Origin of the sequence: Methanoregula sp., assembly GCF_049686655.1 — an archaeon.
Classification (GTDB): Archaea; Halobacteriota; Methanomicrobia; order Methanomicrobiales; family Methanospirillaceae; genus Methanoregula.
Genome location: NZ_JBAVIG010000053.1, coordinates 14029 through 30338 on the forward strand (window position 1 = coordinate 14029; position 16310 = coordinate 30338).

Annotated in this window: 13 protein-coding genes; 9 read left to right on the plus strand and 4 right to left on the minus strand. The window is 59.1% G+C overall.

Going from position 1 to position 16310, the window contains the following annotated elements:
- Window positions 1-89 precede the first annotated feature (89 nt).
- The 9 genes from WBL42_RS06895 to WBL42_RS06935 all read left to right on the plus strand — a co-directional run bounded on the left by WBL42_RS06895 (window position 90) and on the right by WBL42_RS06935 (window position 10096).
- Window positions 90-653, plus strand: a complete 564-nt coding sequence (locus tag WBL42_RS06895; RefSeq protein WP_424720537.1) for a TIGR00296 family protein — start codon at window positions 90-92, stop codon at window positions 651-653.
- Window positions 654-721: 68 nt separating this feature from the next.
- The gene (tgtA, locus tag WBL42_RS06900; RefSeq protein ID WP_424720538.1) at window positions 722-2176 is read left to right on the plus strand and encodes a tRNA guanosine(15) transglycosylase TgtA; all 1455 of its coding nucleotides are present in this window, start codon (window positions 722-724) and stop codon (window positions 2174-2176) included.
- Window positions 2163-3794 carry an archaeosine synthase subunit alpha gene (gene arcS, locus WBL42_RS06905; RefSeq protein ID WP_424720539.1) on the plus strand — a complete coding sequence of 544 codons (1632 nt, stop codon included), beginning with the start codon at window positions 2163-2165 and terminating at the stop codon, window positions 3792-3794. Before tgtA ends, arcS begins: the two co-directional genes overlap by 14 nt.
- A gap of 84 nt (window positions 3795-3878) precedes the next feature.
- Entirely contained in the window at window positions 3879-4727 is an 849-nt protein-coding gene (locus tag WBL42_RS06910) for a sulfide/dihydroorotate dehydrogenase-like FAD/NAD-binding protein (protein WP_424720540.1), read from the plus strand.
- Window positions 4720-6063: an NADPH-dependent glutamate synthase gene (gene gltA, locus WBL42_RS06915; RefSeq protein ID WP_424720590.1), complete on the plus strand. Its 1344-nt coding sequence runs from the start codon at window positions 4720-4722 to the stop codon at window positions 6061-6063. Before WBL42_RS06910 ends, gltA begins: the two co-directional genes overlap by 8 nt.
- 120 nt (window positions 6064-6183) lie before the next feature.
- Window positions 6184-6948 (plus strand): vWA domain-containing protein, encoded by a 765-nt coding sequence (locus WBL42_RS06920; protein ID WP_424720541.1) that lies wholly within the window; start codon window positions 6184-6186, stop codon window positions 6946-6948.
- Window positions 6949-6957: 9 nt separating this feature from the next.
- Entirely contained in the window at window positions 6958-7905 is a 948-nt protein-coding gene (locus WBL42_RS06925; RefSeq protein ID WP_424720542.1) for a protein phosphatase 2C domain-containing protein, read from the plus strand.
- Window positions 7905-9260 (plus strand): protein kinase domain-containing protein, encoded by a 1356-nt coding sequence (locus WBL42_RS06930; protein WP_424720543.1) that lies wholly within the window; start codon window positions 7905-7907, stop codon window positions 9258-9260. The genes WBL42_RS06925 and WBL42_RS06930 overlap by 1 nt, the downstream gene beginning before the upstream one ends.
- Entirely contained in the window at window positions 9257-10096 is an 840-nt protein-coding gene (locus WBL42_RS06935) for a HEAT repeat domain-containing protein (RefSeq protein ID WP_424720544.1), read from the plus strand. Before WBL42_RS06930 ends, WBL42_RS06935 begins: the two co-directional genes overlap by 4 nt.
- 53 nt (window positions 10097-10149) lie before the next feature.
- Here WBL42_RS06935 and WBL42_RS06940 read toward each other — a convergent pair whose 3' ends face one another.
- The 4 genes from WBL42_RS06940 to WBL42_RS06955 all read right to left on the minus strand — a co-directional run bounded on the left by WBL42_RS06940 (window position 10150) and on the right by WBL42_RS06955 (window position 16283).
- Window positions 10150-11736 carry a Ppx/GppA phosphatase family protein gene (locus WBL42_RS06940; RefSeq protein ID WP_424720545.1) on the minus strand — a complete coding sequence of 529 codons (1587 nt, stop codon included), beginning with the start codon at window positions 11734-11736 and terminating at the stop codon, window positions 10150-10152.
- Window positions 11733-13367 (minus strand): CHAD domain-containing protein, encoded by a 1635-nt coding sequence (locus WBL42_RS06945; protein WP_424720546.1) that lies wholly within the window; start codon window positions 13365-13367, stop codon window positions 11733-11735. The genes WBL42_RS06940 and WBL42_RS06945 overlap by 4 nt, the downstream gene beginning before the upstream one ends.
- On the minus strand, window positions 13339-15441 hold the full coding sequence (gene ppk1 / locus WBL42_RS06950) for a polyphosphate kinase 1 (protein WP_424720547.1): 2103 nt from the start codon (window positions 15439-15441) through the stop codon (window positions 13339-13341). The genes WBL42_RS06945 and ppk1 overlap by 29 nt, the downstream gene beginning before the upstream one ends.
- Window positions 15442-15608: 167 nt before the next feature.
- Window positions 15609-16283 (minus strand): DUF2115 domain-containing protein, encoded by a 675-nt coding sequence (locus tag WBL42_RS06955; protein ID WP_424720548.1) that lies wholly within the window; start codon window positions 16281-16283, stop codon window positions 15609-15611.
- Between the last annotated feature and the right edge of the window lie 27 nt (window positions 16284-16310).

A 16310-nucleotide genomic window follows, 5' to 3' on the forward strand; every position in this document is an offset into this window, starting at 1 on the left:
CTATATACCCAACCAGGGAAGATTACCAAAAATCCGATAAGTTGTTATCCATGACGGGCTATAGACAGTCACAAGGATGGGGGAATACCATGGATTTGCTGACCGCTGAAGAGGGAACACTGGCCGTCCGCCTGGCACGCGGTACGATCGAACATATCTGTGCAAAGAAACCAAAACCTGTCCAGAAGCTGACGCCGGTTTTCCGGGAGAAACGGGGTGTCTTTGTCACACTCAGCAATCGCGGGGAGTTGCGCGGATGCATCGGACTCCCGTACCCGGTCATGCCCCTGGGCGAAGCCATAGTCCATGCCGCTGCTGCTGCTGCGCTCGAAGACCCCCGGTTTCCCCCGGTAAAAAAAGAGGAACTGGAGGATATCTCCCTTGAGGTCACTATCCTGACGGTCCCGGTACCCCTTGATGCAAAACCATCAGAACGCCCCCATAAGATCGAGATCGGGCGTCATGGGCTGATCGTCCGGGGCATGGGCACCAGTGGCCTGCTCCTCCCCCAGGTTGCTACGGAATACGGATGGGACCCCACGACATTTCTTGAACATACCTGTATGAAGGCCAGCCTTTCAGATCACTGCTGGAAGAACGAGGCCGTGGAGTTCCTCACGTTCGAAGGCCAGATCTTCTCCGAACAACACTGAATGAAGAGGGCCCGAAGGGCAACCGTTTAACCTGAAGAGAGCTCAATTAAAGGCACATACGGTGCGTCATGGCAATTGCATTTGAAAGTCTGGACAGCGATTGCGCAGGACGCGCAGGAAAGCTGGCAATCGGGAAAAAGACTGTCAGGACTCCCGCGCTGCTCCCGGTCATCAACCCTCATCTCCAGCTGGTCACCCCAAAGGAACTCAGGCAGATGGGCGTCGAGGCGCTCATAACAAATGCCTACATCTTCTCCCAGAGCCAGCAGTACCGGGAACAGGCACTGGCCGAAGGGCTCCATAAACTCCTGGATTTTGACGGCGTGATCATGACCGACTCCGGCTCGTTCCAGCTCTCTGTCTATGGTCAGGTCTCGATCACGAATACCGAAACCCTCTCGTTCCAGCGCGATATAGGGAGCGACATCTGGGTGCCACTCGACATCCCGACATCTCCCGCATCAGACCGCGAGACTGCTGAACGGGAACTCGCTGTCACCATGCAGCGCCTCAAAGAAGCCCGCGATGTATTCGGCAGCGATGCACCGATCGCGGGTCCTGTCCAGGGGGGCATCTTTGAAGATCTCCGGGAACGGGCGGGTCGCGAGGTGACCGATCTCGGGTTCACGTTCTGCCCGGTAGGCGCAGTGGTACCGCTCATGGAATCATACCGGTACCGCGATCTTGTCAGCGTCGTGATGGCGGCAAAGCGGACTCTCTCGCCCGCTTCCTGTATCCACCTTTTTGGTGCCGGCCACCCGGCCATGTTTGCCCTAGCCACCGCAATGGGGTGCGATCTCTTCGATTCGGCTGCTTACGCACTCTATGCAAAAGACGGCAGGTACCTCACCGCGCACGGCAGTTACCGGATCGGCGAGCTCGCAGATCTGCCCTGTGCCTGTGCGGTCTGTCGTTCGCATACCGCAGAAGAACTCCGGACGGCGAAAGATCGGGAGCGCCTGCTTGCCCTCCACAACCTCCACGTGACGCTTGCGGAGATCGCACGGATCCGGCAGGCAATCGCGGATGGCACGCTCTGGGAACTGGTGGACGAGCGCTGCCGGGGCCACCCGCAGCTTCTGGCCGGATACCGGGCCCTGCTCGGCCACGCGCCTGCGCTCGAAGCACATGATCGTGCCTCCAAACGACGCTTCTTCTACCGGGGTACCGAGAGTTGCCGGCGCACCGAGGTCCTGCGGTACCAGCGACAACTCTCGCGCCTGAACCTCGGGAGGGACGTGCTCGTATCATTCGATGGCACCCGCGCTGAAGGGTTCGATGATATCCTGCACTTCAAACCACCTTTCGGCCCGTACCCCGCTGAACTGAGAGAGACGTTCCCGATCGGGCCGTGCGAGATTCCCGAGTGGGACGAGGATATGGTGCGCCAGGGATGCCTCGGGATAAAAGCCTTATCCGAAAGCCACGCTGGCAGCAGGATCGTGGTCTCCTGCAGCCCTCGATGGGAACCGGTGGTCAGGAAGGAACTTGCCACCATGGAGCTCTGGCATGCCCCGGTATAACATAAGGAAGCGGGACGGCCTTGCCCGCACCGGCATGTTCGAGACCGGAATGACAGCCTTCAGATTACCCGCCGCTGCTGGATGTGAAGAACTCTTTCCCGCACTCCTGGAAGAAAAATATACGAACCTTCCTCTGTCAGCCCCTGCTGCACTCGTGCAGCAGTATCCCCCGGCAAACAAGGGCCAGCCGGTCACCATCCATCCGCGGCTCGACAATCCTGCGCAGAGTGGTGACTGCGTGATGGTGCCTGGATGGCACACGGCATACGCCAATCCACGAACCTATGTGGACTGGTTGGTTGATCTCAAGGAGAAGACACCGGCCGATACGGCATGGTACGCTCCTGCAGCGGCCCTTCCGTCAACCATCGCCATACTCTGCTATTCCGGGTTCGATTTGTTTGATTACGTGGCCGTGGATCTCAAGGCTGCACAGGGCCGGTTCTGCACACCGGAAGGCGATTTCCCCAAAGAGGTTTTGGCAGCCGGCCTGTGCGGTTGTGCAGGATGCAGGGACACGAATCTCAAAGAGCACAACAGGCAGGCGCTCAGGTCTGAAATCGCGCTCGTCACCCGGTTCATCGAGCAGGGGCAGCTCCGCGAACTGGTGGAGTCCCGGTGCCGGATGGATGCGCCCCAGGTAGCGATCATGCGCCACCTGGACAACAAGTATACCTTCATGGAAACGCAACAGCCTGTCGGCCGGAGCGGCGTCATGAAGGCGAACTCCGGTGAGTCTATGCAGCGCGTTGAAGTGAAGCGGTTTGCCGAGCGCGTGGTCAACCGGTATGTCCCACCCCGCTGCGATGTTGCGGTACTCCTTCCCTGTTCGGCACGAAAACCATACTCCCTCTCCCAGAGCCACCGTAAATTCCAGATGGCGGCAGGTAGCCGGGCCCACGAGCTGATCGTCACCTCCCCGCTCGGCCTTGTCCCGCGGGAACTTGAGACCATCTACCCGGCCGGTCATTACGATGTGCCGGTAACCGGCTACTGGGATGCAGAAGAATGCGCAATCATAGCCGGTGTGGTCGAACGTTACTTCCGGCGCCACCAGTACCGGCGGATCATCGCCCACCTCGAAGGAGGAGCCCTGGAGGTTGCCCGGCAGGCTGCCGAAGCCTGCGGTATTACGCTCGAATATTCCTGCTCCGGGAACCCGGCGAGCCCCGCGGCACTGAACGCGCTCGATGCCGCACTTGCCGGGGAAAGGAAGATCAAAGACGACCGGCTCCACGGCATGATCTCCTACCAGTTCAACGTGGATGTCGATACAAAAGGGATCACGCTGCGCGGCCACTATCCCGAAGTTTTCTACAGCAAAGGAAACACGCAGCTCTTCTCTATCGACACCGGCACGGGGCTGCTCCGCCCCACGTTCGATGGCTGGAAGATGATACCGGAAGGGTACCGCGTCTGGATTGACGATTTCATACCGGAAGGCGATGTGCTTGTGCCGGGCGTAACCCGGACCGACCCCGGCATTCGTGACGGCGACGAGGTACTCGTAGTCGGTGCACGTGCGCTCGGCACGGGCCGTGCTGCGCTGCCTTCCGAAGAGATCCCCCGGTCAAAGCGCGGGATAGCCGTGCGGGTGCGTAAGATAAAGAAGCTCTAGCGAAAAAGAAGTACAGACAACATACTATCAGCAATATTCCCATCATCCCGGATATTTCGTATCTTTAATCGAGGAGTGAAAACGTTGTTTCGCATAGAAAAATCAGAGCAGCTTGCCGAGAAGATCTGCCAGATGTGGATCAGAGCACCCCATGTGGCCCACCACGCGCAGGCAGGCCAGTTCGTGATCTTACGGATCGATGAAAAAGGCGAACGGATCCCTCTTACCATTTCAGCAGTGGACGGCGATGCAATACGCATCATCTTCATGGCCGTCGGAAAGACCACCAACCACCTCGCCGCATTCCATGCCGGAGACCATATCCAGGACGTGGCCGGACCTCTCGGCAAACCCAGCGAGACACATAAATTCGGTACCTGCGTTCTTGTCGGCGGTGGTGTCGGCACGGCAAGCCTCCCGATCATTGCCCGGGCACTCAAAGCCTCGGGCAACCGGGTCATCGGCATTGTCGGCGCACGGAACAAGAGCCTGCTCCTGCTCGAGGACGAGATGGGAAAAGCCTGCGACGAACTGCTCATCTCCACGGACGATGGCAGCAAAGGGTTCCATGGCTTTGCCGCCGACCTGCTGAAGCAGGTGATGGCAAGAGAGCCCGTCCATGCGGTCTGGATCATCGGGCCCGCAATGATGATGAAAGTGACCTGCGAAGTGACACGCCCCGCAGGGATCAGGACCTTTGTCAGCCTCAACCCGGTAATGGTGGACGGGACCGGCATGTGCGGCTCCTGCCGTGTAATTGTTGACGGTGCCACGAAATTTGCCTGTGTCGACGGCCCCGAGTTCGATGCCCATAAAGTGGACTTCAACGGGCTTATGCAGCGCCTGCGCACGTACCAGCCTGAAGAGAAGGAATCGCTTGAAAAGTACCAGGCACATCTCTGTGCGTGTGGCGGAGGCGATCACCATGCATGACCGGCCGGTTGAGCGGCGTATCCATGACTTTGGCGAAGTGGATACCGGGATCACGCCGGAAGAGGCTATGGCGGAGTCCGGGCGCTGCCTCCAGTGCAAGAAACCCCTCTGTGTCAAGGGATGCCCTGTAGGTATCGACATCCCCACGTTCCTCCGGGAAGTCGCGGCCGGAAATTTCAAAAAGGCTGCTGTCATCATCAAGGAGCAGAATATGCTCCCGGCGATCTGCGGGCGTGTCTGCCCGCAGGAAGAGCAGTGCGAAGGGGAATGCATTCTCGGGAAGAAGGAAGAACCGATCCCGATTGGCGAACTCGAGCGCTTCGTAGCCGACCAGGAACGGGAACATGGCATGGTCCTCCCCCGGAAGAAGCCCACCACCGGCCGACGGGTAGCGGTCGTCGGCGCCGGCCCGGCCGGGCTCACTGCTGCTGCCGAGCTGGCACGAATGGGGTACCATGTCACGCTCTTTGAGTCCCTGCACGCAGCTGGCGGCGTACTGATGTACGGCATCCCGGCCTTCCGTCTGCCCAAGCAGATCGTGAAAGCAGAGATCGATGCCGTGCTCTTGCTGGGTGTTGACCTGAAACTCAACCACCTGGCCGGGCGGAGCGTCACGATAAAGGAACTCCTGGATTACGATGCTGTATTCCTGGGTACCGGTGCCGGCCTCCCCTATTTTATGGGCCTGCCGGGAGAGAATCTCCCCGGCGTATATTCGGCAAACGAATTCCTGGCAAGGGTCAACCTGATGCATGCCGACCGGTTCCCCGTCTTCGACACACCGGTCAAGAGGGGCAGCCGGGTCGTGGTTGCCGGTGGTGGCAATGTCGCGATGGATGCGGCCCGCGTTGCCCTCAGGCTAGGAGGAAAAGTCACGCTTGTCTACCGGCGGCGCGAAGAGGATCTTCCGGCCCGGGCGGCTGAGGTTGCCCGTGCAAAAGAGGAGGGGATAGAGTTCGTTTCCTGCGCAAACCCGGTCAGGATCCTGGGCGACCAGGCAGTGACCGGTGTTGAATGCGTAAAGATGGAGATGTGCGCACTGGACTCTTCCGGCAGGCCGGAGCCGGCACCAATAGAAGGCAGCCGCTTCACGATCGATGCCGACATCTTTATCGCGGCGATCGGGCAGGGGCCAAACCCGCTCCTCATCAGCCTGCTGCCGGAACTGAAGCGGGGGAAGCGGGGAAATGTCATTGTGGACGAAGAGTTCCGTACCTCTATGCGCAAGGTCTATGCCGGCGGTGACGTGGCAACCGGCGCAGCGACCGTCATCCTCGCAATGGGTGCCGCCAAGAGTGCCGCCCATGCGATCGACCGGATGCTCCGGGAAGAATAATCTTTTTTTACGTCCGGGTCTCTCGTAAGTTCCGGTGCTGTTCCAGGGTGAATGATCGCAAGGACCGGTATATGACGCTGCTTCTTATTCTGTCGGATTCTTAAAAAACGGTGACCTTATATGGTTATCTGCCAGAATGATGGTATCAGAGGGGGCTACACTATAGAAGATACCGTCCCGGTTCCGGATGGACAGGTTGTCCGCAAGAAACTCCACTTTTTCTGGATTGCCGACTGCTCAGACTCCATGCGGGGCAAGAAGATTGCGACCCTGAACCAGGCAATACGGGAGGCAATACCGGAAGTCCAGAAGGCCGTTGCTGCATACCCCCAGGTCGAGATCTTCATGCGGGCGATCAAATTTTCCAACGATGCTGCGTGGCACGTGGGCCCGGACCCGGTCCCGATCGAACAGTTCACCTGGCCGGAACTCGGGACCTCTGGTCTGACTGCCACGGCAAAAGCCCTGCGGTTGCTGGAAGGGGAACTCTCGATCGAGCGTATGCCCCGTCGCGGTCTTCCCCCGGTCTGTATCCTTGTTTCCGACGGATTCTGCACGGATCCCCGCGATGAATACGATAACGCGATCGCCGATCTCGCTAAGATCCCCTGGGGCGTCAAGGCAGTCCGGCTCGCAATTGCGATCGGCGATGAGTCTGACTACAATGAACCCGAACTCCTGAAATTCGTGAACCAGGACTCGGTCGGTCTCCTGAAGGCGCATTCCCCCGAAGAGCTTGTCTCCTACATCAAGTGGGCCTCGGTCTCGGCATCGGTTGCTTCCTCCCGGGGCAGGAGCCGCAGTACCGGTATCGCAGACGATACCTCCAATGTCACGCTCGACTCCCCGCCACCCATGATCACGTCCAACACCGACCTGTTCTAGTTCTGTCGCATGCACCCCTCACGACAATTTCTCTGTTCCGGTGATCCCGGCCTCGGCTGGGCATTCGGCTCCAGCCGGACCGGCGCCTCCCATCTCCGGTCGGACAGGCCCTGCGAAGATGCATTCGCCCTCTGGAGCGGAACTTCCGGTGCAATACCCTGCATTGCGGCAGCGATAGCTGATGGTCACGGAGACTTCCGCCATGACCAGAGCCGGGCCGGTGCCGCGCTTGCTGTCCACGCAGCGATAGATGAACTGGTCTCATTCCACCGGATCCACGGGGAGACCGCATCCCGGGTGATTCTGCGATCGGAATTCCGGGCCGATTTCCCACGGCGGGCTACCCGGCGCTGGCGGGAAGCGGTGCTCGGGGATGCACAACGGCGTCAGATCGACATTTTGCCGCAGGATGGCAGCAGATCCGGGGATTTTTCACGGTACGGCACTACGCTGATCGCCGCCATGGTCCTTGCAGATACGATCCTTATCGGGCAGATTGGCGACGGGGATGTAGTCCTTGTCCGCCCGGACGGGACGCTCGATACTCCTATTCCTGCCGATACCACCCTCATGGGTGCGGAGACCCGTTCCCTTTCGTCCCGGGACGCCCACCTGCTCTGGCGCACGGCCACGCTGGATCGCGGGGCCGGAGGCGTCCTCATTGCAGCCACCGACGGGGTCTCGGATTCATTCGATGGATCGGAAGGCGAAGAGTTCAGGAAATTCATAACAAGCCTCGCTGCCCGCATCCGGGATTTCGGGATCGAGAGCGTGGCCGGTTCCCTCAGCGGGTGGCTGGACAGGTACTCGGAACTCGCCAGTGGCGATGACATGACGATGGTGTTCGTCTGCATCAACCCGTCGGCAGGAACCTGTGAGCCGGGCCCTGATCCGGCACCTGAAGATAACCGGCAGATTGCAGAGCCCCGGCAGGATACGCTCTCGGGAGTGTGGTGATGCCGCTCTCGATCGGGCAACGGGTGAAAGCGGAATTATCCGGCGCCGAACTCCATGTGCTGAAAAAACTGGGCGAAGGCACGCAGGGAGAGGTCTATCTTGTCGAAGGACCGGACGGGTACCAGGCAGTCAAATGGTACAAGCCCGAACAGGCAACACCGGAACAGCGGAACGCGATCCTCTACCTGGTCCGGACCGGCCCGCCGTTCGGTGCTGCCGGGAAACGGTTTGTCTGGCCTCTCGATCTCGTTACCACGGGAACGTCAGGCCCGTTCGGGTACCTGATGCAGCGGATTGACACCAGGAGGTTTACCGAGCTCGGCGAAGTCTGGGCACACCTCAAGCCGGTGCCGAACTTCTCCGCGTTATGCGAAATCTCGTACCAGCTTGCCAACAGTTACCGGGCACTCCACCTTTCCGGCCACTGCTACCGGGACATCTCGGCGGGGAACCTGATGTTCGACCCGGTGACCGGTGATATCCTGATCTGTGACAACGACAACGTGGGCGTGGACCGCCAGTCGCGCTGCCAGGTCTGGGGTACGATGGAGTACATGGCACCGGAGATCATACGCGGAAGGGCCGATCCATCCACCCAGACTGACCTGCACTCCCTTGCGGTCCTCCTCTTCTACCTCTGGGTCTGGCACCATCCCTTCCACGGCGAGATGGAGTACCGGTTCCATTGCTGGGACATCCCGGCAAAGAAGAAGGTCTATGGAGAGACACCCGTCTTCGTGTTTGACCCGCAGGATGTGTCTAACCAGCTCCCGCAGGACCCGGACTATGCAATCGCACGTGAACGATGGGCATATTGTCCTGGAGAACTCCGGGACACCTTTATCCGGGCCTTTTCAGAAGGACTCCATGACCCGGACAGGCGCGTAACCGAGGGGGAGTGGCAGGGCCTCTTCTCCCGGATCAAGGACCGGATTGCCTGCTGCCCGCGGTGCAGGGCCGAGAACTTTGCCGGGCCTGGCAGCAGGATTCCCCCCTGCTGGCACTGCCATACTATGATCACCCCGCCACCTGCCCTCCATATCCGCCGCCCATCCGGGAATACCTCCCTCCTCCTCTCGCTCGGGACAACCCTGCGAAAGCGTCATATCTCCTCCTCGGCAACGCCCCGGGATGACGGGGCGGCTGTCGTGGGCATCGTAGTCCCGCACCCGTCTGTTTCCGGGGCAGCCGGTATCCGGAACATGTCAGCAGAACCCTGGCATATCACATTCCCGGACGGAAGGACCACTGATGTCCCCCCGGATCGTGCGGTACCGTTACATCCCGGGACTGCCATCCGTATTGAAGGCGTCGAGCTCATTATCCTTGCCCCCGGACCAGGAGCAAACCCATGAACGACGAACCGGCCCGGATTCTTGCATCGCTTGTTGCACGGTATGGCACATCCCTTGCGTATGATCCGCTCCGGTGCGAAGGGCTGCTACGGGATACCTGCGCCCGGTGCACCAGGGAGATCTTTGTTCTCGTTAATGCCGTCCGCCAGCAGGTGCCGGCCGATCTCCTTTCCCCGCGCCACTCGCTGCCGTTCCCGCTCTTCAAGGGATTCCTGGCAAAACGGCTCCAGGACGAGCTGGGCTTTTCGGACAACGCAGCACAGTGGGCTGTGGAGACCTGGTCAGTTGCGCTCGGGCTCGACCCTGGAGGGCCGGGAAAGGATCCGCTGCGTGATGCCACTACGGTTTCTCCGGGAAACCGGAAAAGTACGGTGCCTGAAGATCAAAGGACCCGGTGGGCAGACGATCTTGGGTCCGACAGGCAAGGAACAAGACTTGGTGCGGTCCGGGGACTGGCCGAAACCGGTGATCCCGCCTGCATCCCGCTCCTCATCAGCGCCCTGGAAAACGATCAGTGGCAGGTGCGATCTGCGGCGTACGATGCCTTGGTACATACCGGTGACCCCGCTGTTCCGGCCCTGGTTGAGGCGCTGGGCGATTCCCATCGGAATCTTGTCGGATCCGTAATTTTCATCCTTGGCGCCATCCGGGCCCCGGAAGCCGTAGATCCACTCGTCCGGCTTATGGAATCAGACCGGGACCTTGCCGGATATGCAATATGGGCCCTCGGCGAGATCGGAGATCCACGGGCCTCGACACCTCTCGTGAAACGTCTCTCGGACGGCAACAACTCCCTGCAAATGGCTGCTGAAGAAGCCCTCAGAAAGATCGGCTGATCCCATAAGGCGTACCGGCCAGATGTAACACAATTACAAAAAGCCAAAAAGAATTATGGCAGGGCGGGATTTATCACTTCAAAAACCAGGTTCCTGCCGAACACTTTTTCAAAGCTCCGCCGTTCACTTTCTATCCCCCAGATCTCCAGCTGGCAATCCCCGCGTGCAACTATTTCCAGGTGCACAGTCTCTTTTTCGACCCGGGCAAACCGGACATGCTGGATCAGGGCTGCATGGCTCCGGTCCAGGCTCTCCCCGAGCCGGATAAATGTGGAAAGCACCTTCAGGGCCTCCCGCTCCCGCATATCAAGATCGGAGATATCGAGATCTTTTTTCTTAGGTGTCTTCTTCCGGTGGAATTTTGCGAGTGTGGCCATGAAAGTCACCTCCTTCTGGTCGAACCCGAGCAGTTCTGAATTTTTTATTATGTAATACGAGTGGGCATGATGATTGGTATACGAGATAAAGGAACCTATATCATGGAGGAATGTGGCATATTCGAGGAGTTCGCGGTCGAGATCGGAAAAGTCATGGAGCTTCTGCTCCCGGGCAGAATCGAACATCTCGAGCACGAGGCTCGTGACTGTCCGTGCATGCACCTCGTTGATACCGCACGATCGCCCGAGCTGGAGCACGCTCCGCTGGCGGGACGAGAGTTCCCCAAGGAGGGGGAAGTTGTCCATGCGGGAGAGGTAATCAACCAGGAGACCGTCCTGCAGGCCACGCCCGGTGGTAGCAATAACATCGAGACACAGTTCCTTCATGAACACCTCAAGGATCGCTGCCCCCGCGATGATGATATCCGCCCGCTCCGGGTTGATCCCCGGGACTTTCCGGCGTTGTTCGAGCGGGAGGGAACAGAGCAGGTCAATCACTTTCTTTAAGTCCTTGTAGGTAAGTACCGCAGCGTCAGATGAGTCAGCGCCGGGATGCAATGCCTTCTGGGCAATCTCAGCAAGGTTCATGATCGACCCGGAACTGCCTATAGCAGATGCAGGCCTGAGCTTCCGTATTTTCTCGAGGGAATGGATGATTACGTTCCGGACATGCTGCTGGATCTTCCTGTACTGTTCAGGAGATAACGGGCCCGTGTCGTCCGGAGTGTTGTAAAGGTTTGAGAGCCGGATTGCCCCGAGCTTGAAACTGTCCAGGTACTGGTAATCCGCCGCGTCCCCGATGGCTATTTCGGTACTGCCACCCCCGATATCAATGAAAAACACCGGGGTAGTTATCAGGTTTGTACCGCTTGCTACACCGAGATAGATAAGCCGGGCTTCTTCGCGGCCGGAGATAACTCGTATATCGATCTGGGCTTCCTGGCGGAGCAGGTGCAGGAGCTCGTTCTGGTTGGATGCCTCGCGGGCGGCAGATGTCGCTACAGCCACAAATTCTTCAGAACTGAATGTCCGGGCAAGATCGGTAAAGCGCTTTGCAACGATTGCCGCCCGTTCCATCGCCTGAGGTGTGATCTCCTCATCTTCAAACTCCCCCTCACCGAGCCGGACCTGCTGTTTCTGCCGGGTCAGGATCGTGTAGGAATGGTTCGGGTTGAGACGGACAACGAGAAGGCGGAGAGAGTTGGTACCCATATCGAGAAATGACACTACGCGCCCGTTCGGGCCGGGAGACCGGGGTTTCACCGGATCACCAGTTCGCGCCCGAATGCTTGTGCAAACAGTGCAGATTTTGATCGCGCCCGTTCCTTCTCCTGCGCCACATCGACCGGTGAAACTATATCACAGAGAATCTCTCCGGCACCGGTAATGCAGTGGACCTCCTGCACGGAGCCGAGGTGCAGGTAGTCCAGCCCGTCCGCCACCCGGAGGAGAGCGGCGAGCTGCAGGATCTTCTTCTGCAGGTCTTCCGGCAGGAGCGGGAAGAGGATCTGGGTTTCCGGCATCGCCTTTCCGCGGTGGGCAAGCGCGATGAGCCCGACTGCCGCGCGGTCAGGGAGATCGAGCGGGAGGCTTTCCTCAGCATAGATACGTGCAGCGCTCAGCTCGTTGTGCCGTTTCTGCCGGATCATCCAGCCGATATCATGCAGCATGCCGGCGCATTCGAGCAGCAGACGATCATGAGTTGTCATCCTATGGACCGGCTGGAGGCTGTCAAACAGCATCAGGGCAAGATGCGTCACGTGCCGGTGGTGGGCAAGTCCATCCGGGAACTGCGCAGCAACAGTGCCGACAGCCCGTTGGATATCCACATTTCTTACATCCGGGCCCGGCTGGAATTTCTTTTTCCTGCCGTAGAGGAGGGTCTGCCGCAGCTCATCCCAGAGATGCGCCCGCTTCTGGGATTCCCAGTACCGCACGAACTGCCTGTGGAGGAGGATCCGGGCCCGTTCGCGTTCCTTAAGGAAGAGCCTGAGACTTGCCAGCGTCGCAGTATCCGGGCGTTTCTCTTCGTTCCGTGTACGCAGGTGAGACCGTTCACGGAGCAGGATGCGGGTGACGTGATCGATCCAGACATCGCAGTCATGGAGATCCCCGAGAATCTCCTGGATCTTCTTCACCCGGATTAAGGGTTTTTTCAAGGACAGGCGGTATACGGGACCGTAAATCTCCATCGTGTACCGGAGTTTTTTTGCTGCAATGCGGGTGGCATGGTGCTCGGCAACCGCATCAGGATAGGGCACCCAGGGCTCATATGAGAGCAGGGTACCAAGCCGGGTCTCGATCCGGAGCGCAGCGACCGTAGGAATACCATAACTCACGGCCTTCCAGGGAGTCCTGCGTACTGCGGATTTCCGGGCAGCGAACAGGGCCTGCATCTCCCCGGTTGCCCCGCTCTTCTCCAGCGCATCGAGTGCGGTGAGAACACGTACCTGGAGCTGGGACCGGCGTTTCCGGAGATCGGCGAGAAGGTAGAGGAGAGCCGGATCGAAAGGGCTGACTGGGATATCGGCACCGGGAGCACGTGCCTTGTCCTTCTGGGCGGACCGGGACCGTTTCTGGTATTTGACGAGAAATGCGATCTGGACATCCGCATCGCGGGCATCTCCGAGCGCACGGGTGATATTCGCAATCTCCTGCATCCAGCGCGAGTACTGTTTCCCGGAAAAACAGGTGCGGAAGAGCGGGAGTGCTGCACGGAGACGGCGGGTGGCTACCCGCATGCGGTGGATGTACTCGATGTCTTCTGCGGCACGGACACCATCGATCTCCCGGATGAATGCGTCCAGCAGGATCGGCAGCCGCTGGAGGCCGAACCAGCAGAGCCCGGGTTCCGGTGCTACCGGATCAGGACCGGGTATCGTACCAGATTCCACGATTTTCCACCAGCCATGTCTGGGCGTTCATCGGTTGTTCATCAGGGGCAGGGGTAATCCGGACATAGGTGCCGTCGGCCTGCATAAGCCGGGACTTGACATTGTCGCCGAGCTGGGCCGGGAGGATCAGGCTGATGATCGCCTTCCGCGTCGGGAGATCCTGGACCGGGAAGAGAATCTCGACACGCCGGTCAAGGTTCCGGGGCATCAGGTCCGCGCTGCCAAGGAAGACCTCCTCGTCGCCGCCGTTCCTGAAGTAGTATATCCGTGCATGTTCAAGGAACCGGCCGACAATCGCGGTGACCCGGATTGTTTCGCTGAAACCGGGAATACCCGGCCGGAGACAGCAGATACCCCGGACCTGCAGGTCAATCTTTACACCGGCCTGCGAAGCAGTATACAAAGCAGCTATGCAGACCGGATCAACGAGTGCATTCATCTTGAAGATGAGGTACCCGTCGCCATGCTCCTTCTGCCGGGCAACTTCCCGTTCGATCTTCTCCAGGATGATCCGTCTCAGGGTGACTGGTGCCACGAGGAGTTTCCGGTACTGTTCGATACGGGCATAGCCGGTCAGGAAATTGAAGAGGTTCGCCACATCCTCGCCGATTTCCCTGTCGCAGGTGAGGAGGCCGAAGTCCGTGTAGATCCGGCTCGTTGTTGCATTGTAATTGCCGGTGCCAAGGTGCATGTACCTGCGTATCCCGTCTTTCTCACGCCTGACCACCATGCAGAGCTTTGCGTGTACCTTGAGCCCGACAACGCCGTAGACCACGTGGACGCCTTCGCGTTCGAGGGCCCGGGCCCACCCGATGTTGTTCTCCTCGTCAAACCTGGCCTTGAGTTCGATCAGGGCTGCAACGGCTTTGCCGTTCTCCCGCGCTTCCATAAGCGCATTGACTATGGGAGAGTTTGATCCGACCCGGTAGAGCGTGATCTTGATCGCAAGTACGTCCGGATCGTGGGCGGCCTGCCGGATAAAATTGACGACAGGTGAGAAGCTGTCGTAAGGCTGGTAGAGCAGGATATCGTGGCGCCTGATAGCAGCGAAGATATCCCTGTCATCAGCAAGATCCGGGGGAAGCGAAGGCAGGAACGGGGAGTCCTTGAGATCGGGACGGTCAAGGGACATCATCTGCATGAGGTCCGCCATGCCGACCGGGTGTCCGACCGGGTACAGCATCGAAGCACTGATACCGAGTTTCTGTTCCAGCATATGGCAGATCCCTTCCCGCATGCAGGAATCCACTTCGATCCGGACCGGTTTGCCCCGGGCCCGCTGTTCCATGATCTCCTCCACCGTTGTCAGGAGATCGGATGCTTCGTCGACCTCGATCTCAAGGTCGGCATCCCGGGTAATCCGGAAGGGGAACGAGGCCACCGTCTCGAGTCCCGGGAAGAGCGTATTGAGATGGGCGGCGATGATCTCTTCGAGATAGACAAAACGGACTATGGTGTCGTCATTCCGTGTAGAGCCGTCCGGCTCGGGAAGCCGGATGAGCCGGGAGAAGAGGTTGGTCGGTACCTTGACCCGGGCGAAGAATTCCTTGTTGTTCTGGTCCCGCACAATGATCGCGAGGTTGAGGGAGAGGTTGGAGATGAAAGGGAACGGGTGGGAACTGTCGAACGCGAGCGGTGTAAGCACCGGGAAGACCTCATCGATAAAAAAGCGGTGCATTGCTTCTTTCTGGGGGCCCGTAAGAGTATCGTACTTGTGGAGATGAATGCCGGCTTCTGCCAGTTTCGGGAGGAGTGCCGTATGCCAGCAGTCGTCCTGCGCCTTGAGCTCGGGGTCGAGCATATGCCGGATCGCATCCAGCTGCTGGGCTGGGGTCATGCCGTCCGGCGGGGCCTTGAGCACGCCTTTTGCCAGCTGCCTCTGGAGACCTGAGACGCGGATCATGAAGAACTCGTCCATGTTATTGGCATAGATCGCAAGGAACTTTACCCGTTCCAGCAGGGGATGGCTGCTATCAAGGGCTTCGTCAAGCACATGACGGTTGAACCGGATCCAGCTCAGTTCCCGGTTGATATAGAGCGACGGATTGTCAATAAGCAGTTGTGGTGTATCCATTCTCGTGCCCCGCAGTAAATATCGGCAGATGACGGGATGTAGGGTATGATCTGTAACAAAGATAGATCTCTTATAAAATATACTCTTCCCTGATGCATGACGTGGCAACAGAAAAACAGTTTGGATACGGGCACCTTTTGCCAAAAATATAGATAATCAATAGATTTTCAGCCATTGAAGTTATGGAACCGGTAGCAGTGCCCGATGAACTCCTGCTTCCGGTGCTCGCTCGGGTTCGTGGGAGGCCGGAGGTACCCGATCCCGGGAGTCTGGAGGGCCGGGCAGTACGGGCAGAGCGCTTCATCCACATCGCCAGCGTTCTCCCGGGCCGGGCAGTAATAGGCCCCGTCAGTGAACTCGACCTGGTCCCCGCCCGGGAATGGTGTTCCCACCGGGTGGCCGGGTTCCTGCAGCACAAGCATGCAGTACCCGGCCAGGAGAAACTTCAGGAACCGTATCTTCGGGGCATCACCGCAGCCATCATCCCCACACTGCCCGGCAACCATATCCCAGTACGGGGAAAGTTCTCCCGGCACGGGCTCGTCCATGGTCCTGAATATCCCCTGCTGCTGTGCAAGACGGATACGCTGATACGTCCCCAGCAGGTGTTCGGTGATCTTTTTCGAAAGCCGGTCGCGGTACTCGGGCGGGATGTCCCGGACCTTGTTGTCGAAGTTCCGTTTCATTCGCTGGATATCGGCCGGTGAGTACGTGAGCACGAGACCGGCGATCTCTTCACCGAGTTCCCCCCGCGCCTTTGTCCCTTTGAGCACCGCGCAATGACGGGCAATGTCATCGCAGCTAACAGATGCAGGGTCCGGTTTTTTACCAAACAGCGACATGGAATATTCTCGCGATCGTGTGAACGA

Coding starts and splice junctions, on each gene's coding strand:
- WBL42_RS06895 (WP_424720537.1), top strand. CDS start 90: ATGGATTTGCTGACCGCTGAAGAGGGAACACTGGCCGTCCGCCTGGCA.
- tgtA (WP_424720538.1), top strand. CDS start 722: ATGGCAATTGCATTTGAAAGTCTGGACAGCGATTGCGCAGGACGCGCA.
- arcS (WP_424720539.1), top strand. CDS start 2,163: ATGCCCCGGTATAACATAAGGAAGCGGGACGGCCTTGCCCGCACCGGC.
- gltA (WP_424720590.1), top strand. CDS start 4,720: ATGCATGACCGGCCGGTTGAGCGGCGTATCCATGACTTTGGCGAAGTG.
- WBL42_RS06920 (WP_424720541.1), top strand. CDS start 6,184: ATGGTTATCTGCCAGAATGATGGTATCAGAGGGGGCTACACTATAGAA.
- WBL42_RS06925 (WP_424720542.1), top strand. CDS start 6,958: ATGCACCCCTCACGACAATTTCTCTGTTCCGGTGATCCCGGCCTCGGC.
- WBL42_RS06930 (WP_424720543.1), top strand. CDS start 7,905: ATGCCGCTCTCGATCGGGCAACGGGTGAAAGCGGAATTATCCGGCGCC.
- WBL42_RS06935 (WP_424720544.1), top strand. CDS start 9,257: ATGAACGACGAACCGGCCCGGATTCTTGCATCGCTTGTTGCACGGTAT.
- ppk1 (WP_424720547.1), bottom strand. CDS start 15,441: ATGGATACACCACAACTGCTTATTGACAATCCGTCGCTCTATATCAAC.
- WBL42_RS06955 (WP_424720548.1), bottom strand. CDS start 16,283: ATGTCGCTGTTTGGTAAAAAACCGGACCCTGCATCTGTTAGCTGCGAT.